This is a genomic window from Micromonospora sp. WMMC241, from assembly GCF_027460165.1.
GTDB lineage: Bacteria > Actinomycetota > Actinomycetes > Mycobacteriales > Micromonosporaceae > Micromonospora > Micromonospora humi.
In genome coordinates this window covers 4,790,670-4,813,941 of record NZ_JAPZBF010000001.1, presented here as the reverse complement: position 1 = coordinate 4,813,941, position 23,272 = coordinate 4,790,670, and the positions used below count along the sequence as shown (strand labels likewise).

At 73.5% G+C, this 23,272-nt stretch carries 24 protein-coding genes; 14 read left to right on the top strand and 10 right to left on the bottom strand.

The window, feature by feature from the left end; genetic code table 11:
* Positions 1-11: 11 nt before the first annotated feature.
* Together O7598_RS21705 and O7598_RS21700 are read left to right on the top strand one after the other, a co-directional pair.
* Entirely contained in the window at positions 12-2,909 is a 2,898-nt protein-coding gene (locus tag O7598_RS21705; RefSeq protein WP_269693143.1) for a vitamin B12-dependent ribonucleotide reductase, read from the top strand.
* A gap of 132 nt (positions 2,910-3,041) precedes the next feature.
* Positions 3,042-3,278 carry a DUF2188 domain-containing protein gene (locus O7598_RS21700; protein ID WP_269693142.1) on the top strand — a complete coding sequence of 79 codons (237 nt, stop codon included), beginning with the start codon at positions 3,042-3,044 and terminating at the stop codon, positions 3,276-3,278.
* Between the two features lie 53 nt (positions 3,279-3,331).
* On the opposite strand, the gene O7598_RS21695 is transcribed toward O7598_RS21700, so the two are convergent.
* Positions 3,332-3,508, bottom strand: a complete 177-nt coding sequence (locus O7598_RS21695) for a DUF397 domain-containing protein (RefSeq protein ID WP_269693141.1) — start codon at positions 3,506-3,508, stop codon at positions 3,332-3,334.
* Between the two features lie 9 nt (positions 3,509-3,517).
* The gene (locus O7598_RS21690; protein WP_269693140.1) at positions 3,518-4,360 is read right to left on the bottom strand and encodes a helix-turn-helix domain-containing protein; all 843 of its coding nucleotides are present in this window, start codon (positions 4,358-4,360) and stop codon (positions 3,518-3,520) included.
* A 537-nt stretch (positions 4,361-4,897) separates the two neighbouring features.
* Between O7598_RS21690 and O7598_RS21685 the strand changes: the two genes are divergently transcribed.
* The 3 genes from O7598_RS21685 to O7598_RS21675 are packed head-to-tail and all read left to right on the top strand — an operon-like array spanning position 4,898 to position 6,815.
* On the top strand, positions 4,898-5,077 hold the full coding sequence (locus O7598_RS21685; RefSeq protein ID WP_269693139.1) for a hypothetical protein: 180 nt from the start codon (positions 4,898-4,900) through the stop codon (positions 5,075-5,077).
* Positions 5,078-5,127: 50 nt separating this feature from the next.
* Positions 5,128-6,075: a DUF2332 domain-containing protein gene (locus O7598_RS21680; RefSeq protein ID WP_269693138.1), complete on the top strand. Its 948-nt coding sequence runs from the start codon at positions 5,128-5,130 to the stop codon at positions 6,073-6,075.
* A complete protein-coding gene (locus tag O7598_RS21675) occupies positions 6,072-6,815 on the top strand; it encodes a nucleotidyltransferase domain-containing protein (protein WP_269693137.1) in 744 nt (247 codons plus the stop codon). Before O7598_RS21680 ends, O7598_RS21675 begins: the two co-directional genes overlap by 4 nt.
* A gap of 30 nt (positions 6,816-6,845) precedes the next feature.
* Here the strand turns inward: O7598_RS21675 and O7598_RS21670 are convergent, their stop codons facing one another.
* Positions 6,846-7,379, bottom strand: coding sequence for a hypothetical protein (locus O7598_RS21670; RefSeq protein WP_269693136.1), 534 nt, complete (start codon positions 7,377-7,379; stop codon positions 6,846-6,848).
* Between the two features lie 268 nt (positions 7,380-7,647).
* Between O7598_RS21670 and O7598_RS21665 the strand changes: the two genes are divergently transcribed.
* Positions 7,648-8,289 (top strand): class I SAM-dependent DNA methyltransferase, encoded by a 642-nt coding sequence (locus O7598_RS21665; RefSeq protein ID WP_269693135.1) that lies wholly within the window; start codon positions 7,648-7,650, stop codon positions 8,287-8,289.
* 9 nt (positions 8,290-8,298) lie between these two features.
* On the opposite strand, the gene O7598_RS21660 is transcribed toward O7598_RS21665, so the two are convergent.
* Both O7598_RS21660 and O7598_RS21655 read right to left on the bottom strand, forming a co-directional pair.
* Positions 8,299-9,246 carry a hypothetical protein gene (locus O7598_RS21660; RefSeq protein ID WP_269693134.1) on the bottom strand — a complete coding sequence of 316 codons (948 nt, stop codon included), beginning with the start codon at positions 9,244-9,246 and terminating at the stop codon, positions 8,299-8,301.
* A complete protein-coding gene (locus tag O7598_RS21655; protein ID WP_269693133.1) occupies positions 9,243-9,839 on the bottom strand; it encodes an RNA polymerase sigma factor in 597 nt (198 codons plus the stop codon). Before O7598_RS21655 ends, O7598_RS21660 begins: the two co-directional genes overlap by 4 nt.
* Before the next feature lie 106 nt (positions 9,840-9,945).
* On the opposite strand from O7598_RS21655, the gene O7598_RS21650 reads away from it, so the two are divergent.
* From O7598_RS21650 to O7598_RS21640, 3 genes are all read left to right on the top strand, one after another.
* A complete protein-coding gene (locus tag O7598_RS21650; RefSeq protein WP_269693132.1) occupies positions 9,946-10,926 on the top strand; it encodes an asparaginase domain-containing protein in 981 nt (326 codons plus the stop codon).
* 58 nt (positions 10,927-10,984) lie between these two features.
* On the top strand, positions 10,985-11,218 hold the full coding sequence (locus O7598_RS21645; RefSeq protein ID WP_269693131.1) for a DUF5522 domain-containing protein: 234 nt from the start codon (positions 10,985-10,987) through the stop codon (positions 11,216-11,218).
* Positions 11,219-11,307: 89 nt separating this feature from the next.
* Entirely contained in the window at positions 11,308-11,856 is a 549-nt protein-coding gene (locus O7598_RS21640; protein WP_269693130.1) for a hypothetical protein, read from the top strand.
* Between the two features lie 27 nt (positions 11,857-11,883).
* Here the strand turns inward: O7598_RS21640 and O7598_RS21635 are convergent, their stop codons facing one another.
* Positions 11,884-12,570: a metal-dependent transcriptional regulator gene (locus O7598_RS21635; RefSeq protein ID WP_091070486.1), complete on the bottom strand. Its 687-nt coding sequence runs from the start codon at positions 12,568-12,570 to the stop codon at positions 11,884-11,886.
* A gap of 98 nt (positions 12,571-12,668) precedes the next feature.
* On the opposite strand from O7598_RS21635, the gene O7598_RS21630 reads away from it, so the two are divergent.
* The 3 genes from O7598_RS21630 to O7598_RS21620 are packed head-to-tail and all read left to right on the top strand — an operon-like array spanning position 12,669 to position 17,336.
* The gene (locus O7598_RS21630) at positions 12,669-13,526 is read left to right on the top strand and encodes a sulfurtransferase (protein ID WP_269693129.1); all 858 of its coding nucleotides are present in this window, start codon (positions 12,669-12,671) and stop codon (positions 13,524-13,526) included.
* A 47-nt stretch (positions 13,527-13,573) separates the two neighbouring features.
* Entirely contained in the window at positions 13,574-14,755 is a 1,182-nt protein-coding gene (locus tag O7598_RS21625; protein ID WP_269693128.1) for an acetoin utilization protein AcuC, read from the top strand.
* Between the two features lie 25 nt (positions 14,756-14,780).
* Complete coding sequence (locus O7598_RS21620; protein ID WP_269693127.1) at positions 14,781-17,336, top strand: bifunctional acetate--CoA ligase family protein/GNAT family N-acetyltransferase; 2,556 nt, start codon at positions 14,781-14,783, stop codon at positions 17,334-17,336.
* Positions 17,337-17,392: 56 nt separating this feature from the next.
* Here O7598_RS21620 and O7598_RS21615 read toward each other — a convergent pair whose 3' ends face one another.
* A complete protein-coding gene (locus O7598_RS21615) occupies positions 17,393-17,800 on the bottom strand; it encodes a VOC family protein (RefSeq protein ID WP_269693126.1) in 408 nt (135 codons plus the stop codon).
* Between the two features lie 84 nt (positions 17,801-17,884).
* A complete protein-coding gene (gene sigB / locus O7598_RS21610; protein ID WP_269693125.1) occupies positions 17,885-18,871 on the bottom strand; it encodes an RNA polymerase sigma factor SigB in 987 nt (328 codons plus the stop codon).
* 222 nt (positions 18,872-19,093) lie between these two features.
* Between sigB and O7598_RS21605 the strand changes: the two genes are divergently transcribed.
* The gene (locus O7598_RS21605) at positions 19,094-19,882 is read left to right on the top strand and encodes a sporulation protein (RefSeq protein WP_269693124.1); all 789 of its coding nucleotides are present in this window, start codon (positions 19,094-19,096) and stop codon (positions 19,880-19,882) included.
* Between the two features lie 13 nt (positions 19,883-19,895).
* Here O7598_RS21605 and dtd read toward each other — a convergent pair whose 3' ends face one another.
* Together dtd and O7598_RS21595 are read right to left on the bottom strand one after the other, a co-directional pair.
* On the bottom strand, positions 19,896-20,318 hold the full coding sequence (dtd, locus tag O7598_RS21600; protein ID WP_091070503.1) for a D-aminoacyl-tRNA deacylase: 423 nt from the start codon (positions 20,316-20,318) through the stop codon (positions 19,896-19,898).
* Positions 20,318-21,802, bottom strand: coding sequence for a DUF7782 domain-containing protein (locus O7598_RS21595; RefSeq protein ID WP_269693123.1), 1,485 nt, complete (start codon positions 21,800-21,802; stop codon positions 20,318-20,320). The genes dtd and O7598_RS21595 overlap by 1 nt, the downstream gene beginning before the upstream one ends.
* A 183-nt stretch (positions 21,803-21,985) precedes the next feature.
* On the opposite strand from O7598_RS21595, the gene O7598_RS21590 reads away from it, so the two are divergent.
* On the top strand, positions 21,986-23,206 hold the full coding sequence (locus tag O7598_RS21590) for a S8 family peptidase (protein ID WP_269693122.1): 1,221 nt from the start codon (positions 21,986-21,988) through the stop codon (positions 23,204-23,206).
* The last annotated feature ends 66 nt before the right edge of the window (positions 23,207-23,272 follow it).

Here is a 23,272-nt window from a genome sequence, read left to right as displayed (position 1 = left end):
GACCAGGCACGGTGGGTGACCGTGCCGACGAGGGGGGCGAGGGCGTGACGACCAGCAAGTCACGGAACAAGGCCGGGGCGGGGCTGAAGATCGAGCGCGTCTGGACGACCGAGGGGGTGCATCCCTACGACGAGGTCGCCTGGGAGCGCCGTGACGTCGTCATGACGAACTGGCGGGACGGCTCGATCAACTTCGAGCAGCGCGGGGTGGAGTTCCCCGAGTCCTGGTCGGTCAACGCGGCCAACATCGTGACCACGAAGTACTTCCGGGGCGCGGTGGGGACCCCGGAGCGGGAGTGGTCGCTCAAGCAGCTCATCGACCGGGTGGTCGACACCTACCGCACCGCCGGCGAGGAGTACGGCTACTTCGCCTCCCCGGCCGACGCCGAGGTGTTCGCGCACGAGCTGACCTGGATGCTGCTGCACCAGGTGTTCAGCTTCAACTCGCCGGTCTGGTTCAACGTCGGCACGCCGTCGCCGCAGCAGGTCAGCGCGTGCTTCATCCTGGCCGTCGACGACTCGATGGACTCGATCCTCGACTGGTACAAGGAGGAGGGGCGGATCTTCCAGGGCGGCTCGGGCGCCGGGGTCAACCTCTCCCGCATCCGCTCCTCGAAGGAGCTGCTCTCCTCCGGCGGCACCGCGTCCGGCCCGGTCAGCTTCATGCGTGGCGCGGACGCCTCCGCCGGCACCATCAAGTCCGGTGGCGCCACCCGGCGCGCCGCCAAGATGGTCATCCTCGACGTGGACCACCCGGACATCGAGGAGTTCGTGGCCACCAAGGCGCGCGAGGAGGACAAGATCCGCGCGCTGCGGGACGCCGGGTTCGACATGGACCTGGGCGGCGCCGACATCGTCAGCGTGCAGTACCAGAACGCCAACAACTCGGTCCGGGTCTCCGACGAGTTCATGACCGCGGTGGAGAACGGCGGCGGCTTCGACCTGCGCGGCCGGCTCGACGGGCAGACCATCGAGACGATCGACGCCAAGAACCTGTTCCACACCATCTCCCAGGCCGCCTGGGAGTGCGCCGACCCGGGCCTGCAGTACGACGACACGATCAACGACTGGCACACCTGCCCGGAGACCGGGCGGATCACCGCGTCGAACCCGTGCTCGGAATACCTGCACCTGGACAACTCCTCGTGCAACCTGGCCTCGCTGAACCTGATGAAGTTCCTCCGCGCCGACGGTGGCTTCGAGGTGGAGAAGTTCGTCCGGTCGGTCGAGTTCGTCATCACCGCGATGGACATCTCGATCTGCTTCGCCGACTTCCCGACCGAGAAGATCGGTGAGACCACCCGGGCCTACCGGCAGCTCGGCATCGGGTACGCCAACCTGGGTGCCCTGCTGATGGCCTCCGGCCTGCCCTACGACTCGGAGCAGGGGCGGGAGGTGTCCGCGGCGATCACCTCGCTGATGACCGGCACCGCCTACCGCCGCTCCGCCGAGCTGGCCGGCATCGTCGGCCCGTACGACGGCTACGCCCGCAACGCGGAGCCGCACAAGCGGGTCATGCGCAAGCACGCCGCCGCCAACGACAGCATCCGGCCGACCGGCACCGTGGCCAACGCCGTGCAGCGCGAGGCGACCAAGCAGTGGACGCTCGGCAACAAGCTGGGCGACAAGAACGGTTGGCGCAACTCGCAGGCCAGCGTGCTCGCCCCGACCGGCACCATCGGCCTGATGATGGACTGCGACACCACGGGCGTCGAGCCGGATCTGGCGCTGGTCAAGTTCAAGAAGCTGGTCGGCGGCGGCTCGATGCAGATCGTCAACCAGACCGTGCCGCGCGCCCTGCGCAGCCTCGGCTACCCCGAGGAGCAGGTCGAGGCGATCGTCGAGCACATCGCCGACCACGGCCACGTGGTGGACGCCCCCGGCCTGAAGCCGGAGCACTACCCGGTCTTCGACTGCGCCATGGGTGAGCGGTCCATCGCGCCGATGGGCCACGTGCGGATGATGGCGGCGGTCCAGCCGTTCATCTCCGGCGCCATCTCCAAGACGGTCAACATGCCGGAGCAGGCCACCGTCGCCGACGTCGAGAAGATCTACTTCGAGGGCTGGAAGCTCGGCCTGAAGGCGCTGGCGATCTACCGGGACAACTGCAAGGTGGGCCAGCCGCTGTCGGTGGCCAAGCCGAACAAGGCTGCCGCCGAGACCCAGGCCCCGGCCGCCGAGGCCGAGAAGGTCGTGGAGAAGGTCGTCGAGTACCGCCCGGTGCGCAAGCGGCTGCCGAAGAAGCGCCCGTCGCAGACGGTCTCCTTCTCGGTCGGTGGCGCCGAGGGTTACCTCACCGCCTCGTCCTACCCGGACGACGGCCTCGGCGAGGTCTTCCTGAAGATGTCGAAGCAGGGTTCGACCCTGGCCGGCGTGATGGACGCCTTCTCGGTGGCGATCTCCATCGGTCTCCAGTACGGCGTCCCGCTGGAGACGTACGTCAGCAAGTTCACCAACATGCGCTTCGAGCCGGCCGGCATGACCGACGACCCGGACGTGCGGATGGCCGCCTCGGTGATGGACTACATCTTCCGTCGCCTGGCGCTGGACTTCCTGCCGTACGAGCGCCGCGCGGAGCTGGGCATCTTCACCGCCAAGGAGCGGGCCGCCCAGCTCCGGGCCGAGGCGGAGGCGGAGGCGAGCGGTGCGGACCTCACCGCGATGGCCGCCTCCGCCCCGGTCGAGGCGCCCGAGCCGAAGACCGGCCCGGTGGCCCAGCCGGCGCAGGAGATGGCCGACGTCGCGGCTGCCAAGCCCGCGCCGTCGGTGGGCTCCAGCACCGAGTTGCTGGAGGCCGTGATCGGCAAGGCCGCCGACGCGCCGCTCTGCTTCACCTGCGGCACCAAGATGCGGCCGGCCGGCAGCTGCTACGTCTGCGAGGGCTGCGGCTCCACCAGCGGCTGCAGCTGAAAAGCAACGAGCCCCGGGCGTTGGCGCGCCCGGGGCTCGTGAGCCGGGACGGAGCCCGACCTGCTTGCAGAGACAGATCTTCGCTCCTCCCGGCTCGGTCAGGCAAGTTGATCGAGTAGGAAGGGAGTAGTTATGCCTGGTAAGGCGAAGCCAGTGCACGTCGTTCCTCGGGACGGCGACTGGGCTGTGATCCGAGAGGGAAACCAGCGGGCCTCGTCGGTGCACTCGACCCAGGCGGAAGCCGAGAGGGCAGGGCGACCGGCAGCCCGGGCGGACCAGACCGAGTTCTACCTTCATGGCAGGAACGGTCAGATCCGTGAGCGAGACAGCTATGGGAACGATCCGAATCCGCCCCGCGACACGCGCTAGTTGAAGGGCCGGGGCGTACGCGAAGGCGTGCGCCCCGCTTGCCTTTCTTAGACCTACCGGCTTGCCTTCAGCCCGGCGATGAAGGCCACCCAGCTCTGGCGGGGGAGCCCAAGGCTGGGGGCCGAGGGGTCCTTGCTGTCGCGGACTTCTACCGTCATGTTGACGTACCTAGCTTCGACGCAGGCTCCGTTGCTGCCGCTCCGGCTGCTCTTGCGCCATTGCGAGTCCACGTCCGCCTCCTACTCGGTGAGCCGCGCGCTTCGGATCTCCTCGATCATCGCTGCCGAGTCAGTGGGTGACAAGGCTGCGGCGCGCAGGCTGTTAAACACCACCGTACAGCGGCGTACATCCTCGCCCTCCGCGTAGAGGTCACCCGTCAGGCCCTCGATGTAGACCACGCTCGGGCCGTCGGCGAAGTTGAGGATGTGGAAGCTGGACAGCATGGAGGCGTATGCGCCTTCCCGGAACGGGATCACCTGAATCGTGACGTTCCAACGGCTGCTCGCATCGAGTAAGGCCGTGAGTTGGTCGGCCATGACGGCCGCTCCGCCGATCTGGCGTTGGAGGACAGCTTCATCCAGCACGGCCACCAGGCGGAGCTTCCCAGAAGAGATCAGCTCTTGGCGGTGCGTCCGGACGGCAACTCGCCTGTCGACCGCGTCGGGTGATGGCTCGAAGGCGTCCTCCGCCATCATCGCCCGCGCGTATGCCGGTGTCTGGAGCAGGCCGGGCACGACAAGCGTCTCGAAGTTCTGCACCTCCTCGGCAGCGGATTCCAGACCGATGTACTGCCGATACGACGAGGGCAGGTCTCCATACTTCGCCCACCAGCCGCGCTGCTTTCCGGTGCGTGCCATCGACAGCAGCGTCTCGCGCAACTCGATGTCGGTCACGCCGTAGCGGTCCAGCAGAGCGTTCAGCGCGGGCCCCTTGATGCCGACACGGCCTGCCTCGATCCGTCGAAGTGTGCTCGCGGTGACCTCGATGATCTCGGCGGCCTGCTCTGCGGTGACATCAGCACGCTCTCTGGCCTGGCGTAACTGCGAGCCGAGTTGGAAGCGAACGAACGTCGGGCTTTCCATGGCGGTGATTGTTCCGCTCGGAGTGGCCGTGGGGTCCGCGACACGCCAGTGTTCATGCGCGCCGATGGTTGACCATCTAAAAATGCGCGCGCAAAATAATCGGCGCATGTCAACGGTGTGCTTCGGCAGGAGACCTCTTGCACAACCGTCTGACCTACGAGGAGTACCTGGTGGCGGTCGCGTTGACCCTCGCCCGGCGACACCGTCCGGTGTGGTCGTGGCAGCGCTGGCGGCGCATCTGTCGGTGCGGTGCCGACCTGCCCTGCCGAGTCCGTCACCGCATCCCGATCCGTCGTGGCCACTGGCCTGGGGAGGAAGACAAGTGACTGCCCACGGGCCGGTACTGCCGATATGGAGCTGTGACGGCTGCGGGGCTCCCTGGCCCTGCGCGTCCCGACGCCATGAGCTGCGGGCGGAGTTCGACGGATCGCCCGTGTCGCTGGCCCTCTACATGGGGTCCTACCTGGTGTGGGCGGCCGAGGATCTGACCTGGGTGCCGGCCGGGCTGTTGCACCGCCGCTTCCTGGGATGGGTGCGATGAGCGCCATCCGCCCGGGCGACGAACGCTTCCACTACTGCGACGGCTCGCATCGCTGGGTCCCGCCCGACCCCGACTTCGACCAGGAGGTCTGGGAGGCGATGGTCCGCGAGCACCAGCAATGCCATCTGGAGGAGATCTCTCGCGGCCTCCGTCGACGCCGGCCCGACCCGCCGTAGGTGTGCACGGTCATAGACCAGGCTGCGCGAGGAACTGGAATGCTTGGCTGATGAGCACGACAGACATCTATCAGGCGTTCGCCGAACGCGAGGCGCGCGGCGTGTCCCCGGCGTACGACCGGTTGTCGCAGGCGGTGGCGCGCGACCCGGAACTGCTCGCGTTGCTCGACACGCTTCCCGAGGCCAAGCGTCAGCCGAACCTGCTCTTCGGCGTGGTCCGGCTGCGCGGCGGCCCGGTGGACGACCCGGCGGCGTTCCGCGCGCACGTGGTGGCGCACTGGCCGGACGTCGCGGCGCAGATGCGGGCCCGGGCGACGCAGACGAACGAGGCCGGGCGCTGCGCGGTGCTGCTGCCGGTGCTCGCCGCGCTGCCGCAGCCGCTGGCCCTGCTGGAGGTCGGCGCGTCCGCCGGCCTGTGCCTCTACCCCGACCGGTACGCCTACCGCTACGGAGACCGCCGGATCGGCGACGGCGAGCCGGTGCTCGACTGCGCGTTCACCGGCGCGGCCCCGCCGGACCGGCGGCCGGAGGTGGTGTGGCGGGCCGGGTTGGACGTGCACCCGCTCGACGTCACCGACCCGGCGGACCTGGCCTGGCTGGACGCGCTGATCTGGCCGGAGCACCGGCACCGCCGGGACCGGCTGCGGGCCGCCGCCGCGGTCGCGGCGGCCGACCCGCCGCTGCTGGTTCGCGGCGACCTGGTCGACGACCTGCCGGCACTCGCCGCGCGGGCGCCGGCGGGCGCGACGCTCGTGGTGTTCCACAGCTCGGTGCTCTACCAGGTGCCGTCCGCCCGTCGGGCGGCCTTCACCGACCTGGTACGCACGCTGCCCGGCCGCTGGCTCGCCAACGAGGATCCGGCCGTGCTGCCGCACGCGGCGACGCCCGCGCCGCCGGACGGCGGTTTCCACAACGTGCTCGCGCTCGACGGCCGGCCGCTCGCCTGGACCCGGGGCCACGGTCAGGCGGCCACCTGGTTCGCCCCGGCGCTGCCGTGACCACGCGCCCGACCGCCGTCGACGCGTTCACGCGGGAGGTGGCGGCGCTCGGCTGGGTGTCCGACCTGATGGTCGCCGGGTCGCTCGCCACCGGCGACCACCGGCCCGGCGTCAGCGACCTGGACCTGGTCGCGGTCACCGACGGGCCGGTCGACGCGCCCCGCCAGGCGGAGCTGACCACCCTGCACCGCCGGTTCGACGCCGGCCCCGCCGCCGGGCTGCACCTGGGCTGCGTGTACGTCGCGACCGCCGCCGTCGGTGACGTCGGGGCACGACATCCCACCTGGACGCACGGGCAGCTCGTCCAACGGATCCTCTCCGGCATCACCCGCGCCGAACTGGTCCGGCACGGCCATGCCCTCCTCGGTCGCCCACCGGGCGAGGTCCTGCCGCCGATGACCGACGACGACGTGCGCGCCGCAGCCCGCGCCGAACTGACCGGCTACTGGGCGTGGGCGGCCCGGCGGCCCTGGTTGTGGCTCGACCCCGACCTGGCCGATCTCGGGCTCACCTCGATGGCCCGGGGCCGGCACGCGTTGCGCCACGGCGACCTGATCGGCAAGAGCGCGGCCATGCCCGCCGTGGCCGCGCCGGCCTGGCTTGTCGACCACGTGCGGGCGCGCCGCCGGGGCGAGGCGGTCACGTCACCGCGGATCCGCACCGCCCTGATCGCCTGGCGGGACGCTCGCCGGACGGTCGCCGCGGCCCACCGGGACACGGCCGGTCGGGGCGGCCCCTGAACTCCGGGCCGCCCCGACCAGCCCCGGGCCTCAGTCGGGCAGCGAGTCGACCGCCGAGGCGAGCACCCCGCGCAGCTCGGCCTCCGCGCCGGCCGGCAGCTTCTCCGGCTTGACGACCTGGTACGCGACGCGCACCTCGTAGTGCTCGCCACGCCAGGCATAGCCGTCGAACCGGGTCTCGCCGCCGTCCCACGGCGTCACCGCCACGCAGGAGCTGTCACCCGGTCCCTCGCCGGTCGGGTCGGTGGCGATCCGGGAGCACCGGTCCCGCCGCCATGTCTCGTCGTACATGCCGTCGGCGTCGACGCCCACGGTGACGACCAGGTCGCCGCGCATGGAGGTGCCGCTGGTCAGGTCGACCGCGCACTCCCGGGTGCCGCTGCGGTCGCCGAGGTTGGCCGAGGCGCTGGGCTGCGCGCCGGGCGCGAGCCGGGTCAACAGGTCGGCCGGGAGCAGCGCGCAGGGGTCGCGAAGCTCGTCCGGCGGGGCTGTGTCGTCGGCGGCGCAACCGGTGGTGGCCAGGAGCGCACCGGTGACCACGAGCATTGCGGCCGATCTCGTCATCTGTCCTCCTTGGACGGTCGCGGGGGACCGTAGCAGCGCCGTGCTACCCGCAGATTTCGCGGTCGCCACCCGTCCACATCCCGCGCACCCCACTGCGAGTGGGGGGTGTCCCCGGCGGCCCGTTCCCGGGTCGTCTCGCCGATCTTGGACTTATGGCACCTCTGATTTCCGGCTGAACCGACATGTCATGGCGCCACAAGTTCATGATCGACGAAACCCCTCGGTACGAGACCGCCGAACATCCGGAAGCTGACTAGGGTCGGCGGTCGTGACCGAACCGCGCTGGCTCGTCGAGACCCGCATCGCCTACGACACCGTCGCCGTGGACTACGCGCGGCTGCTGCCGGACGTGGTGGAGCCGCCGCTGGACCGGGCCGTGCTGACCGCGTTCGCCGAGACGGTCGGGCCGGGCCGGCCGGTGCTGGAGGTCGGCTGCGGCACCGGCCGGGTCACCGCCCACCTGCACCGCCTCGGCCTCGACATCGCCGGCGTCGACCTGTCACCGGGCATGGTGGCGGTGGCCCGCCGGACCCATCCGCAACTGCGCTTCGACGTCGGCTCGATGACCGCGATGACCGCGTCGGACGCCTCCCTGGCCGGGCTGGTCGCCTGGTACTCGATCATCCACCTGCCGCCGGACCTGCTGCCCGAGGTGTTCGCCGGCTTCCACCGGGTGCTCGTTCCCGGCGGTCATCTGCTGCTCGCCGTGAAGGCCGGTGACCGGCTCGACCGGCGGGAGCAGGCCTACGGCCACCCGGTCGTCCTCGACGTGCACTGGCTGCCGCCGGAGCGGCTGGCCGCCCAGCTCACCGCCGCCGGGTTCGTGGTGTCGGCCACGCAGGTCCGCGAACCGGTCGCCGCCGAGCGCCAGCCCCAGGCGTTCCTGGTCGCCCAGCGCCCGGCGGACTGACCCGGTCCGTCAGCGTTCCCGTGGTGTCACCGACACCTGCTCGGCGATCGCGATCACCTGCTCCACAGTGAGCCGCAACGGCGCCTGCAGGTTGACCACCGCCCCGCCCGACACCTCGGTCTGCAGGAACCACATCTCGTCCGCGCGGACCAACCGGGCGTCCCGCCCACCGACGGTGACCGGGCGCTCCTCCACCGCCCCCATCACGGTGTGCAGCAGGTCCGGATCACGGCCGGCCACCACCTGCACGGCGAGCGTGTCACCGGGGGAGTCGCCTTGCAGGGTGAGGATGGTGTCGTCCTTGAAAGCGGCGACCCGCCATCCTCGGGGCGCGAGCCGCACCCGCAGGGGCACCGGTTGCGGCTCGTCGACGACGTCCCCGGCCAGCCGGAGCAGCGCGCCGTCCTGGGCGAACCGGCCGTGGCCGGTCAACGACACCCACCGACCCGACGTCTGCTCCCACGTCACGGTGAATTGCCGTTGCCCGCCGGGGTTGTCGTCCTCGGCCAGCTCGGCCGGATGGCCGGCCACTGTCACCTGCCGGGACGTCCGCGTGTGGCGATCCGGACGGTCATCCCGGACGGAGAGCCAGACGTCGTCGGCGCCACCGTTGGACAGGAACACGGCGAGAAAGCGGCCCGGCTCGTAGCTGTACCGGGGCGGTTGTAGGGCCGCTGGCCGGGACCGCAGCGTCAGCGGGAATTCGGGCACGGCCACGGCCACCAGCGTGATCGGCTCCGCCGGGCGGTCGGTCGGGCGCACCGCGAACCCGACGCCCGCCGCGACCGCCACCGTCACCGCGGCGGCCGCCACCAGGAGGGTCCGCCGCCGTGGAGTGCGGCGCGCCGGCGCAGCGGCGAACTCGTCGAGGAGGCGCTCCCGCGCGTTGGTCAGCACCTCCACGGATGCTTCCGGGCCGTCCGGCCCGTGCGTCCGCAGCAGCGTGATCTCGTTCATGTCGGCTCCTCCACGGTGAGCGCGAGTCGGGTGAGCCGGCGAGCCCGGTGCAGGCGGGACCGGACGGTGCCGACCGGAACGTCGAGCACGGCCGCGATCTGCTCGTACGACAGGTCCGCCCAGGCGGTGAGCAGCAGGACGTCCCGGTCCCGCCGGTGCAGCGAGGCGAGCGCCGAGGCCAGCTCGCGGCGCAGGGCGCGAGCGTCAAGCCGGTCGATCGCCTCCTCGACCACCGGCGGCGTGGGCTCGGCGGCGGCGAACCGGGCCAGCGCCCGGTAGCGGCGTTCCTCCGAGCGCACGTGCCGGCGCAGCAGGTTGGTGGCGATCCCGAACAGCCAAGGCCGCACCCCGACGTCGGGCCGGTAGCCGCCCCGCTGCCGGAACGCGACCAGGAACGTCTCGGCCAACAGGTCGTCGGCAGTCTGGCCGATCCGGCGGGCCAGATAGCGGTGGACGGCGACGGCGTGCCTGTCGAACAACGGCGCGAAGCGCTCCGGCGCGCCGACGGACTCACGGATCAGGTCGCCGTCCGACGGCTCGTCGGGCGGCACGGCCTCGGGTTGTCCCCGCTCGTGGGCATCGGCCCGGTGCATCTTGGTCACATCCGTTCATGCCCGGTCGGCCCGGACCGGTTCACGGCGTGCCCCGGGCCGGTCGTAGTGTCCCTGCCGCAGAGCCGGCACGACGGGAGGCACCAGCGTGAGCATCGCCCTGTTCACCCTCGGCGGGACCATCGCGATGGCCGGCGCCGGCGCCGGGGGAGTGGTCACCCGGCTCACCGGCGCCGACCTCACCGCCGCCGTACCCGGGCTCGCCGACATCCCGCTCGACGTCCGCGACGTCGAGGCGGTGCCCAGCGCCGCGCTCGCGTACCGGCAGATCCTCGACCTGGTGGACGCGGCGGCCGCGGCGGTCGACGGCGGGGCGACCGGCGCGGTGGTCACCCAGGGCACCGACACGCTGGAGGAGACCGCGTGGCTGGCCGACCTGGTCTGGCCGCACGCGGCGCCGCTGGTGTTCACCGGCGCGATGCGTAACCCGACGCTGGCCGGCCCGGACGGGCCGGCGAACCTGCTCGCGGCGGCCCGGGTCGCCGCCGCCCCGGCCGCCCGCGACCTCGGCGTCCTCGCCGTGCTCAACGACGAGATCCACGCCGCGCGGTTCGTCCGCAAGACGCACAGCACGAGTACGGGCGCGTTCGCCTCGCCGAACGCCGGGCCGCTCGGGCAGGTGATCGAGGGACGGGTACGGGTGCTGGCCCGGCCGCCCCGGCGCGTGCCGCTGCCGGCGGTGGACCGGGACCGGCTGGCCGCCACCCGGGTGGCGCTGCACACGGTCACGCTCGACGACGACGTGGCGCTGCTCGACGCGCTCGCCGCCGGCGTCGACGGGCTGGTGGTGGCCGGGTTCGGGGTGGGCCACGTGCCGCCGTCGTTCGCCCCGGCGCTGGGTGCGCTGGCCGGGCGGATGCCGGTGGTGCTCACGTCGCGGACCGGGGCCGGGTCGGTGCTGCGGGACACCTACGGCGCGGTCGGCTCGGAGCGGGACCTGCGGCGGCGCGGGCTGGTCGACGGCGGGTTGCTCGACCCGTACAAGGCGAAGGTGCTGCTGCGGTTGCTGCTCGCCACCCGCGCCGACGCCGCCGCGATCACCGAGGCGTTCGCGCTGCACGGGTGTTAAGAGGGGGCCCCGCCTATGCGGAAAACGTTAAGAAGGGGCCCCTCCTTACACTTCAGCGGTGGGTGAGGAGCTGGCGGACCGGGCGTTGACCGAGCCGCACCCGTCGCGGCTGCCGCCGAGGCATCCCGGGCGGGCGCGGATCCTGGCCGCGCACGCCGCCGCGCTGGCCGCCGGGGAGGCCGGCTACCTCGACCCGGAGACCGGGCTGTTCGTGCTCAGCGCCGGGTTCCTGGCCCGGCGGGGCACGTGCTGCGGGCGAGGATGCCGGCACTGTCCGTACGTGGCCGATTAGGGCCTTCCGTCCCGGTCGTGCGCCCCGTACGGTGTCCGACGGAACTCCGGCGGGCCACCCGCCCCGCCGCCGATCGCGGAGGTCTCCCCGTGCGCGCCCGTACCTGGCTGGCCGTCTCGGCCGTCCTGCTCGCCACCGGCTGCGCCGAGGACGCCCCGGCGGTCGATGTGCCGGCCGCGCCGCCGCCGGCGGCCGACGTCGCCGCGGCCTCCTCCGGCGGGGCCTGCCGGCTGCTCGACTTCGCGGTGATCGCCGCGCACACCGGTGGCACGTTCGACGTGGCCGCCGCCACCGACCGGGGTGACACGCACACCTGCGTGGTCCGCGCCCAGGCGGCGGCGCTACCGGAGCTGACGCTCTCGGTGACCGACACGTCGATCGACGCGGCCACCTTCACCGCCGACGTGCAGCCGCGCGGCGCCGCCAAGGTCACCAAGCTCGGGAAGATCGCCTACCGGCGCACGGTGTCGAAGACCGGGAAGGCCGGCCCGGTCGCCGAGGTGGGCTGGCTGGCCGGCGAGGACCGGCTGGCCAGTCTCCGCTGGGCCACTCCGCCGGGCACGGCCTCGGCGGAGGCGGACAGGGCGACAGCCAAGCTGGTCGCGCTGGCCAAGGTGATCGACACGAGGAAGCTCTGAGGAGAAGGTGAGCCGCGGACCGGGAGGTCAGCGAGCCGCGACGAAGACCCGGGAGGCCACCTCGCGGGGCAGCCGCACCCGGTCGCCGGAGCGGTCGATGGAGACGCCGTCGCGCTCCTGCGCCACGGTGACTGTCGCGCCCGGGTCGACGCCGGCGGCGTGCAGCTGCCGGAGCACGTCGGCGTCGGTCTGCACGCTCTCGCAGATCCGCCGCACCACCACCGGGCCGGACAGGCCGGGGAAGGCCAGGTTGCGCTCGCCCTCGACGGTCTCGGCCGGGTGCTGGCCCGGGTCGCCCAGTTCCTCCAGGCCCGGGATCGGGTTGCCGTAGGGCGAGCGGGACGGACGGTTGAGCAGGTCGTAGACCCGCTTCTCGACCGCGTCGCTCATCACGTGCTCCCAGCGGCAGGCCTCCTCGTGGGCCTCCTCGTAGGGCATCCCGATCACGTTGACCAGCAGCAGCTCGGCCAGCCGGTGCTTGCGCATCACCGAGACCGCGCTGTTGCGGCCGAGCGCGGTGAGGGTCAGGTGCCGGTCGCCCTCGACCGTGAGCAGGCCGTCCCGCTCCATCCGGGCGACGGTCTGGCTGACGGTCGGGCCGCTCTGCCGCAGCCGCTCGGCGATGCGCGCGCGCAGCGGTGGCACACCCTCCTCCTCCAGTTCGAGGATGGTGCGCAGGTACATCTCGGTCGTGTCGACCAGGTCATGCTTCACGTCAGCGGCCTCCCGGCGTCCGATGCTACCCGTAACGACCGACGGCCTGCCGCAGGCGAACCCGGAGGTCGATGCCCGGATGGTGTTGACTGGACCGCATGTCCGGAACCGCAGAGCTGCTGGTCGAGCCGGACCGGCTCGCCGCCGAGCTCGACCGCGCCGACCCACCCGTGCTGCTCGACGTCCGCTGGCGGCTCACCGGCCCGCCCGGCCGCGACGACTACACCGCCGGCCACCTGCCCGGCGCCGTCTTCGTCGACCTGGACACCGAGCTGTGCGGGCGGCCGGGCGCCGCCGGGCGGCACCCGCTGCCCGACCCCGCCGCGTTGCAGGCCGCGCTGCGGGCCGCCGGCGTCCGCGCCGCTCACCCCGTGGTGGTGTACGACGGCGGCGACGGCATGTCCGCCGCGCGGGCCTGGTGGACGCTGCGCTGGGCGGGTCACCGGGCGGTGCGGGTGCTGCACGGCGGCTTCCCGGCCTGGACGGCTGCCGGGCTGCCGGTGGACACCACGGTGCCCGAGCCGGTGCCCGGCGACGTGACGGTCGCCCCGGGCGCGCTTCCGGTGCTCGACGCCACGCGGGCCGCCCGGCTCGCCGCCGCCGACGCCGGGGTGCTGCTCGACGTGCGGGCCGCCCCGCGCTACCGGGGCGAGTCCGAGCCGGTCGACCCGGTCGCCGGGCACGTCCCGGGCGCGGTCAACCTGCCCGCCCCGGCGTACGTGACGCAGGGTCGGTTCCCCGCCGCCGAGGCGCTGCGGGCGCGCTTCGCCGAGGCCGGGGTGGACGGCGCCGCGCCGGTCGGTGCGTACTGCGGCTCCGGGGTGACCGCCGCGCAGGCGGTGCTGGCGTTGCACCTGGCCGGCCGCCCGGACGCCGCCCTGTACGTCGGCTCGTGGAGCGAGTGGGTGGCCGACCCGGACCGTCCGGTGGCGACCGGCGACGCCTCCGGCCGGTGAGCGCGCGGCTGGTGGGCGCGTCCCGGCCCGCGTGCGACGATGGCCGCATGGCCGACGACACGGTGGTGGTGTGGGATCCCGCCCTCCTCGCCTACGACATGGGGGACCATCCCCTCGACCCGGTGCGGGTCGAGCTGACCATGGCGCTCGCCCGTGAGCTGGGGGTGCTCGACCGGCCCGGGGTGCGCCTGGTCAAGCCCGAGCCGGCCGACGACGCGCTGCTGACCCGGGTTCACGATCCGGCCTACCTGGCCGCGGTCCGCGCCGCCCCGCACGACCCGCTCTTCGCTGGCTTCGGGGTGGGCACCTCGGACAACCCGGTCTTCGACGGGATGCACGAGTCCAGCGCGCTGATCGCCGGCGCCAGTGTGGCCGCCGCCGAGGCGGTCTGGCGGGGGGAGGCCCGGCGCGCGGTCAACGTGGCCGGTGGCCTGCACCACGCCATGCCGGCCCGGGCCGCCGGCTTCTGCGTCTACAACGACCCGGCGGTGGCCATCGCCCGCCTGCTCGACCTGGGCGCCGAGCGGATCGCGTACGTGGACGTGGACGTGCACCACGGCGACGGCGTGCAGGAGATCTTCTACCGGGACCCGCGGGTGCTCACGGTCAGCCTGCACGAGACGCCACTCGCGCTCTTCCCCGGCACCGGTTTCCCGGACGAGACCGGCGGGCCGGGCGCGGAGGGCACCGCGGTCAACGTGCCGCTGCCGCCCGGGGTCGGCGACGCGGGCTGGCAGCGGGCGTTCCACGCGGTGGTGCCGTCGGTGCTGCGCGCGTTCCGGCCACAGCTGCTGGTCACCCAGTGCGGGGCGGACGGGCACCGCGCCGACCCGCTGGCCGACCTGCACCTGTCCGTGGACGGGCAGCGGGCCACCTACCGGGCGCTGCGGGCGCTCGCCGACGAGCTGTGCGACGGCCGTTGGGTGGCCACCGGCGGCGGCGGGTACGCGCTGGTCGAGGTGGTGCCGCGGGCCTGGACGCACCTGCTGGCGGTGGCCACCGGCGAGCCGATCGACCCGGCCGCGCTCACCCCGCCGGCCTGGCGGGAGCTGGCCGCACGCCGGCGGCCCGGGCACGACGTCCCGCTACGGATGACCGACGACGTCGACCCGGAATACCAGCCGTGGCAGCCCAGCGGCGAGCCGAACGCGGTGGACCGGGCGGTCGCGGCCACCCGCAAGGCGGTCTTCCCGCTGCTCGGCCTCGACCCGCACGATCCGCGCGACTGAGCCGGCGGTGGGGGAGGACCGACCGGTGACAACCGTCGAGCAACCGGTGGACGTGCTGCTCAGCGACGGCACCACCGTCCAGCTGCGACAGATTCGCCCGGACGACGCGGCGGCGATCGTCGCGATGCACGCCCGCTTCTCCGAGCGCACCCGCTACCTGCGCTACTTCTCGCCGTACCCGCGCATCCCGGAGCGGGACCTGAAGCGTTTCGTCACCGTCGACCACCGCGACCGGGAGGCGTTCGTGGTGCTGGCCGGCGAGCGGATCGTGGCCGTCGGCCGGTACGAGCGGCTCGGCCCCGCCTCGCCGGAGGCCGAGGTGGCGTTCGTGGTGGAGGACGCCTACCAGGGCCGGGGCATCGGCTCGGTGCTGCTGGAGCACCTGGCGGACGCCGCCGGCCGGCACGGGATCGTGCACTTCGTCGCCGAGGTGCTCCCCGCCAACGGGACGATGCTGCGGGTCTTCGCCGACTTCGGCTACCAGGTCCAGCGCCAGTACGCCGACGGCGTGGTGCACCTGAGCTTCCCGATCGCGGCCACCGAGGCGACGCTGGAGGTGCAGCGCGGCCGGGAGCACCGCACCGAGGCCCGGTCGATCGCCCGCCTGCTCGCCCCGCGCGGCATCGCCGTCTACGGTGCCAGCACCACCGGCCAGGGCGTCGGCGCGGCGCTGCTCGGGCACCTGCGCGACGGCGGGTTCACCGGCGCGATCGTGCCGGTGCACCCGAGCGCGGCGACGGTGGCCGGGCTGCCCGCGTATCCGTCGGCGGTCGACGCCGGCCTCGACGTCGACCTGGCGGTGGTGGCGGTCGCGCCGGAGGCGGTGACCGCTGTGGTCGACGACGCGGCCCGGGCCGGCGCGCACGGGCTGGTGGTGGTCTCGGCCGGGTTCGCCGAGTCCGGCCCGGCCGGTGCGGCGGCGCAGCGGGCCCTGGTCCGCGCCGCGCACCTGGCCGGCATGCGGGTGGTCGGCCCGAACTGTCTCGGCGTCGCCAACACCGACCCGGCGGTACGCCTCAACGCCACGCTCGCCCCGGTGCTGCCGGCGCCGGGCCGGGTCGGCGTGTTCAGCCAGTCCGGCGCGTTCGGGGTGGCGCTGCTCGCCGAGGCGTCCCGCCGCGGGCTCGGCCTGTCCAGCTTCGTCTCGGCCGGCAACCGGGCCGACGTGTCCGGCAACGACCTGCTGCAATATTGGCAGGACGACCCGGGCACCGACGTGATCACGCTCTACCTGGAGACGTTCGGCAACCCGCGCAAGTTCGCCCGGTTGGCCCGGCGGATCGGCCGGAGCAAGCCGGTGGTGGCGCTGGCGTCGCTGGCCCGGCCGCCCGGCGTGGGCGAGGCGCCGGCACTGGACGCCGCCGCGGTCAGCGCGTTGTTCGCCCAGTCCGGCGTGATCCGGGTGGACACCGTGTCCGAGCTGCTCGACGTCGGGGTGCTGCTGGCCCACCAGCCGCTGCCGGCCGGGCGGCGGGTCGCCGTGGTCGGCAACTCGTCGGCGTTGACCGGGCTGGCCGCGACCGCCGGCGCCGGGCAGGGCCTGGTCGTCGCCGACGGCTACCCGCACGACGTCGGGCCGAGCGCCGGCGCCGCCGCGTACGCCGCCGCGCTGGCCGCCGCGGCGGCCGACGACCGGGTGGACGCCGTGGTGGCGGTCTTCGCCCCGCCGCTGCCCGGCCAGCTCACCGACCCGGAGGCCGACTTCGCGGCGGCGCTGCCGGACGCGCGGGCCACCGGCAAGCCGGTGGTGGCGACGTTCCTCGCCGGCCGGGTGCCCGCCGGGGTGCCGGCCTATCCGAGCGTGGAGGAGGCGGTGCGGGCGCTGGCCCGGGTCACCCGGTACGCGGACTGGCTGCGCCGGCCGCCGGGCGTGCTGCCCGAGCTGGCCCCTGTCGACCGGTCGGCCGGGCAGGCCGCGCTGGGTCCCGACGGGGCGGAGCCGGCCGCGCTGCTCGGCGCGTACGGGATCGACGTGGTGGAGTCGGCGCCGGCCGGCTCGGTCGACGAGGTGCTGGCGGCGGGGGAGCGGCTCGGCTGGCCGGTGGCGCTCAAGGCGGCCGACCCGGGGCTGCGGCACCGCCTCGACCTGGGCGCGGTCCGGCTCGACCTGGCCGACGCCGACGCGCTGCGCCGCGCGTACGCCGAGATGGCAGCGGTGTTCGGGGCGGAGGTGCTGGTGCAGCCGATGGTCGCGCCGGGTGTGGCGTGCGTGGTGGAGCTGGTGGAGGATCCGGCGTTCGGGCCGGTGGTCGGCTTCGGCTTGGGCGGCGTGGCGACCGAGCTGCTCGGCGACCGGGCCTGGCGGGCGGTGCCGCTGACCGACCGGGACGCCGCCGAGCTGGTGGACGAGCCGCGCGCCGCGCCGCTGCTGCACGGGCACCGGGGTGCCGCCCCGGTGGACCGGGCGGCCCTGGTCGACCTGCTGCTGCGGGTGGGCCGGCTGGCCGACGAGCAGCCCCGGGTGCGGTCGCTCACGCTCAACCCGGTGCTGGCCCGCCCGGACGGCATCTCGGTGCTGCACGCCACGACCCGCACCGGCACGGATTCCCCGCGCCCCGACACGGGCCCCCGCCGGTTGTAAGGAGGGGCCCCCTGTTAACGCATTCGGTATAGGCGGGGTCCCTTCTTAACACAGGGTCAAGACCGCGCGGAGATCTGCTGCACCGTCCACTCGTTGCCGTCGGGGTCGCGGAAGAACACGAAGCCGACGTTGTCCAGCGGGTGCGGCACCGGGCCCGGGTTGCGCCCGACCACCTGGATCTCGCTGACCTCGACGCCCCGCTCGACCAGCTCCGCACGGGCCTTCTCCAGGTCGGCCACGACCAGTTGCAGGCCCTTGAGCGAGCCCGGCGGCATCTCCGGCACCACGCCGCGGCCCAGCACGATCGAGCACCCGGAGCCGCGGGGCGTCAGCTGCACGATCCGCCCCACCCCGCCCAGGTCGGTGTCGTGGTCGACGGCGAAGCCGACCCGCTCGGCGTAGAACTCCTTCGCCCGGTCCACGTCGGAGACCGGCACGATCACCACTTCCAGGGTCCAGTTCACCGCCTCAGCGTGGCCGTCCCGGGGCGCCGGTTCAAGCGCGACAGGCCCCGGCGAACCGCCGGGGCCTGTCGATGGGGCGTCGGGTCAGCAGGCGTACGCCTCCAGCCGGTTCGCCCGCTCCGGATCACGCAGCTTGAGCAGCGTCACCTTCTCGATCTGCCGGATCCGCTCCCGGGACAGCCCGAACTCGCGGCCCACCTCGTCGAGGGTGCGCTGCCGGCCGTCGTCCAGGCCGAAGCGCAGCCGGATGACCGCCTGCTCCCGCTGGGAGAGGGTGGCCAGCACGATGCGGACCTCGTTGCGCAGCTCGCCGTTGGCGGCGGCGTCGCCGGGCTCGGTGCGCGGGTCGACGGCGGCGACGAAGTCGCCGAGCGCGCTCTCGCCGTCCTCGCCGACCGCCTGGTCCAGGCTCACCGGCTCGCGGTCGTAGGAGATCAGCTCGATCACCTGGTATTCCGGGACCTCCAGCGCGGTGGCGACCTCGCCGACGGTGGGCTCGCGGCCGAGCGTCACGGACAGCTCGCGGCGCACCCGCACCATGCGGTTGACCTGCTCGACCATGTGCACCGGGATGCGGATGGTGCGGGCCTGGTCGGCCATGGCGCGGGTGATGGCCTGGCGGATCCACCAGGTGGCGTACGTGGAGAACTTGTAGCCCTTGGTGTAGTCGAACTTCTCGACGGCGCGGATGAGGCCGAGGTTGCCTTCCTGGATGAGGTCGAGGAAGGCCATGCCCCGTCCGGTGTAGCGCTTGGCGATGCTCACCACGAGCCGCAGGTTCGCCTCCAGCAGGTGGTCCTTGGCGGCGCGGCCCTCGGCCGCGACCAGCGCCAGGTCCGCGCGCAGCTCGTCGGAGACCGGGGTGCAGGTGGCCAGCTTCTCGTCGGCGAAGAGGCCGGCCTCGATCCGCCGGCTCAGCTCGACCTCCTGCGCCGCGGTGAGCAGCTTGGTGCGGCCGATGCCGTTCAGGTACGCCCGGACCAGGTCGGTGGAGACGCCGCGCTCGTCGGTGGCGTCCAGGTCCGTGAGGGTGACGTCCATGTCCTGGTGCTCGATCATCTGCTGGGTCATCTCTGTCTCTCCCCGTGTCCTACGAGCCGTACCGGCCCCCGCGCCGACCGGCGTGGTGGGCCGGTGACAAACAGCTTGGCGGTCGGGGCGTGAGACGGGAGTGAGGCGATCGGGGACCCGACAGGAATCCGCGTGGAACTCCGGTCGTCGCTTGCCGGAGCCGGTTACCGTGCCAGCGGACCGGCCGGCCCGGCCGGCGGCACAGGCGATCGGAGAACACAGGTGGTCTTCAAGCGGCTCATGCAGGCGATGGGTGTGGGCGGTCCGTCGGTGCAGACGGTTCTGACCAACCCGAACTGCCGCCCCGGCGGCCTGCTGGAGGGCCGGATCCAGGTGGTCGGCGGCGACCACCCGGCGGATGTGAGCTACGTCTCGCTCGGCCTGGTCACCCGGGTCGAGGTGGAGAGCGGCGACTCGGAGTACGACACCAACCAGGAGTTCGGTCAGGTCCGGGTGACCGGCGCGTTCCGGCTGGACCCGGGGCAGCGCCACGACGTGCCGTTCCGCTTCCAGGTGCCCTGGGAGACCCCGCTGACCGACCTGTACGGCCAGCACCTGCACGGCATGACCATGGGGCTGCGCACCGAGCTGGAGGTGGCCCGGGCGGTGGACTCCACCGACCTGGACGCGGTCGCGGTGCACCCGCTGCCGGCCCAGGAGCGGCTGCTGGAGGCGCTGCTGCGGCTGGGCTTCCGCTTCGCCCGCGCCGACGTCGAGCGGGGCCACATCTACGGCGTACGCCAGCAGTTGCCGTTCTACCAGGAGATCGAGTTCTACCCGGCGCCGCAGTACGCCCGGGCCATGAACCAGCTCGAGGTCACCTTCGTCACCGACCCGCACCAGGTGCAGGTGGTGCTGGAGATGGACAAGCGGGGCGGGTTGTTCTCCGAGGGCCGGGACGCGTTCGGCCGCTTCACCGTGGACCAGGCGACCGCGGACCGCACCGACTGGGCCGCGCAGCTCGACGGCTGGCTCCGCCAGTCGCTGTCCCGCCGCGGCCTGTTCTTCTAGAGGGCCCGGTCCGTCAGAGGTCCAGCAGGAGGGTGCGGGGGCCGACGTTGACGCTCTCCACCAGCATGTGGGTGCGGAAGCGGCCGGTCTCCACCTTCGCGCCCCGGGCCCGCAGCTCCTCGACCACGGTTTCCACCAGGGGTTCCGCGAGCTGCGCGGGGGCGGCGGCGGTCCAGCTGGGCCGCCGTCCCTTGCGGGCGTCGCCGTAGAGCGTGAACTGGCTGACCACGAGCAGCGGCGCCCCGGTGTCGGCGGCGCTGCGCTCGTCGTCCAGGATGCGCAGCTCGTGCAGCTTGCGGGCCATGGTGGCGGCCACCTGCGGGGTGTCGGTGTGGGTGACGCCCAGCAGCACCAGCAGCCCGTCGGCGATCTCGCCCACCACCGCGCCGTCGACGGTCACCGAGGCCCGGCCGACGGTCTGCACCAGCGCCCGCATCAGTCGGCCACCGGCTCGACGAGGCCGCGCTCGACCAGGTGCGCCACGATCGGGCCGGCCGCCTCGGCCAGCTCGCCGGGCGTCACGTCGTGCGCGGCGGCGAGCAGGGCGAGCTGGTCGCGCAGCGGCAGCCGGCCGTCCGCGCCGCCCACCAGGGCGAGCACCAGCGGGTCGATCTCCTCGGACCAGCGCAGCCCGCGCGGCGCGGCCAGGACCTGCCGGTCCACCGCCCAGCCGTCGTCGCCCATGGTGGCCTCCTGGCGCAGTTGCAGCCCGTCGGCGGCCCGGTAGCGGGCGGCGAGCAGCCCGTCGGCGTCCCGGGCGCGCAGCCAGTCCTGCCTGTCGAACCATTCGCCGATCCGGTCGCCGAGCGGCGGCTCGACCCGCTGGCGCAGGTCCTCGACCCGGACGATCGGCTGTTCGTGCCCGGCGCGGCGCAGCGACACGATGCCGAACCCGATCGCCTCCACCTTGTGCGCGTCGAACCAGTCCAGCCAGGCCTCCATCCGGTGCGGGTCGGCGCTCTCCCCGACGTCGGTGAGCCAGAGGTTCACGTACGCCATCGGGTCGGCCACCTCGCGCTGGATGACCCAGGCGTCCAGCCCGGTGCCGGCGAACCAGCCGGTGACCCGCTCCGCCCAGTCCTCGCCGGTGACGTGCACCCAGTTCGCCAGGTACTGCATGGTGCCGCCGTCGGTGAGCAGGTGCGGCGCGGCGGCGGCCAGCTCGGCGCCGATCGCGTCGCCGACCCGGCCCGAGTCGCGGTAGACGTGCGTGGTGGTGCCGGGGCCGACCACGAACGGCGGATTGCTGACGACCAGGTCGAAGCGGCGCCCGGCGACCGGGGCGACCAGGTCGCCACGGAGCAGCTCCCAGTCCTGACCGTTGAGCGCGGCGGTGGTGGCGGCGAAGCGTAGCGCCCGCTCGGAGACGTCGGTGGCGGTGACCCGGCGGGCGTGGGTGCTCAGGTGCAGCGCCTGCACCCCGGAGCCGGTGCCGAGGTCCAGCGCGGTCTCCACCGGGCGGCGTACGGCGGCGCCGATGAGGGTCTGGGTGGCCCCGCCGATGCCGAGCACGTGCTCGGCGTGCAACGGCCGGCCGGGACGGGCGCTGGCCGGCACGTCGGCGAGCACCCACCAGTCGTCGGCGTAGGGCTCCAGGTCGACGCCGGCGCGCAGGCCGTCGCCGTGCCGCTCGACGATGCCGCCGGCGAGCGCCTCGTCCACGCCCAGCGGGGCCAGCGCGGCGGCCACCACCGGCTCCGGCTCGGTCTGGTCGCAGATGAACACCCGGATCAGGGTGGCCAGCCGGTCGCGGTCCTCGGTGGCGCGCAGCGCGGCGCGGTAGTCGTTGCGGGCGACCCCGCCGGTGGCCTGGGAGCCGAGCCGCCCGGCGATGCCGTTGGCGGTGAAGTCGGCCCGCGTCAGCGCGGTGCGCAGCGCGTCGACCCCGGCGGGGGAGAGCAGCATGTCGTGACGGTCCACGTGGCCATCCTGCCTCGACGGCCGCCCGGCGCGGCGCGCACCCGCCGGATCGCCGACGGTAGACAGTATTACCCGGCAACTATCTCTTTCATGAACATCGATGTGTGGTTAGCATTCCTGCCAACATCCGTCGATGGGCGGCCCGCCGGCCACGAACCGGCCCGCCCGGTAGGGAGCCAGACGATGCCCGACGTGTCCGTTCCCCGGCGTCGCGCGCTGCGTGCGCTCGCCGTCACGGCCGCCGCCGCGGCCCTCACCGCCGCCGCCTCCACCCCGGCCCTCGCCGCGCCCACCGGCCAGATCCGGTACGCCGGGGCCGCCGACGCCGTCAGCGGCAGCTACCTGGTCGTGCTCAAGGGCGACGCGGTCGGCGCCGCGAACAGCCGTACCGCCCGCACCGCCGTGCCGGACCGGGCCGCCGGCCTGGCCAAGCGCTACGGCGGCAGCGTCGGCGCGGTGTGGACCGCCGCGCTCACCGGCTACAGCGCGAAGATGAGCACCGGGCAGGCGCGCCGGCTGGCCGCCGACCCGGCCGTCGCATACGTCGAGCAGGACCGTCGGATGACGGTGCAGGGCACCCAGACCGGCGCCACCTGGGGCCTGGACCGGATCGACCAGCGGAACCTGCCGCTCAACAGCACCTACACCTACCCGAACACCGCCACCAACGTGCGCGCCTACATCATCGACACCGGCATCCGGACCACCCACAGCCAGTTCGGCGGCCGGGCCACCTGGGGCACCAACACGGTGGACAGCAACAACACCGACTGCAACGGCCACGGTACGCACGTCGCGGGCACGGTCGGCGGCAGCACCTACGGCGTGGCCAAGGGCGTACGGCTGATCGCGGTGAAGGTGCTCAACTGCTCCGGCAGCGGCACCACCGCCGGTGTGGTCAACGGCGTCAACTGGGTCACCTCGAACGCGGTCAAGCCGGCGGTGGCGAACATGAGCCTCGGCGGCGGCGTCAGCACCTCGCTGGACAACGCGGTGGCCAACTCGATCAGCTCGGGCATCACGTACGCGCTGGCCGCCGGCAACTCCAGCGCCAACGCCTGCAACTCGTCGCCGTCCCGGGTCGCCTCGGCGATCACGGTGGGCTCGACCACCAGCAGCGACGCGCGTTCGTCGTTCTCCAACTACGGCTCCTGCGTGGACATCTTCGCCCCCGGCTCGTCGATCACGTCGTCGTGGAACAGCAGCGACAGCGCGACCAACACGATCAGCGGCACCTCGATGGCCTCGCCGCACGTGGCCGGCGCGGCGGCGCTGGTGCTGTCGGCCAACCCGTCCTACAGCCCGTCGCAGGTGGCCAGCTACCTCACCAGCAACGCCACCACCGGCAAGGTGACCAACCCGGGTTCGGGCTCGCCGAACCGACTGCTCTTCGTGGTGAACTGACAGGCAACCCGAGCCACGCGGCCCGGTGGACCCTCGCGGAGTCCACCGGGCCGCGCCGCGCTCGTC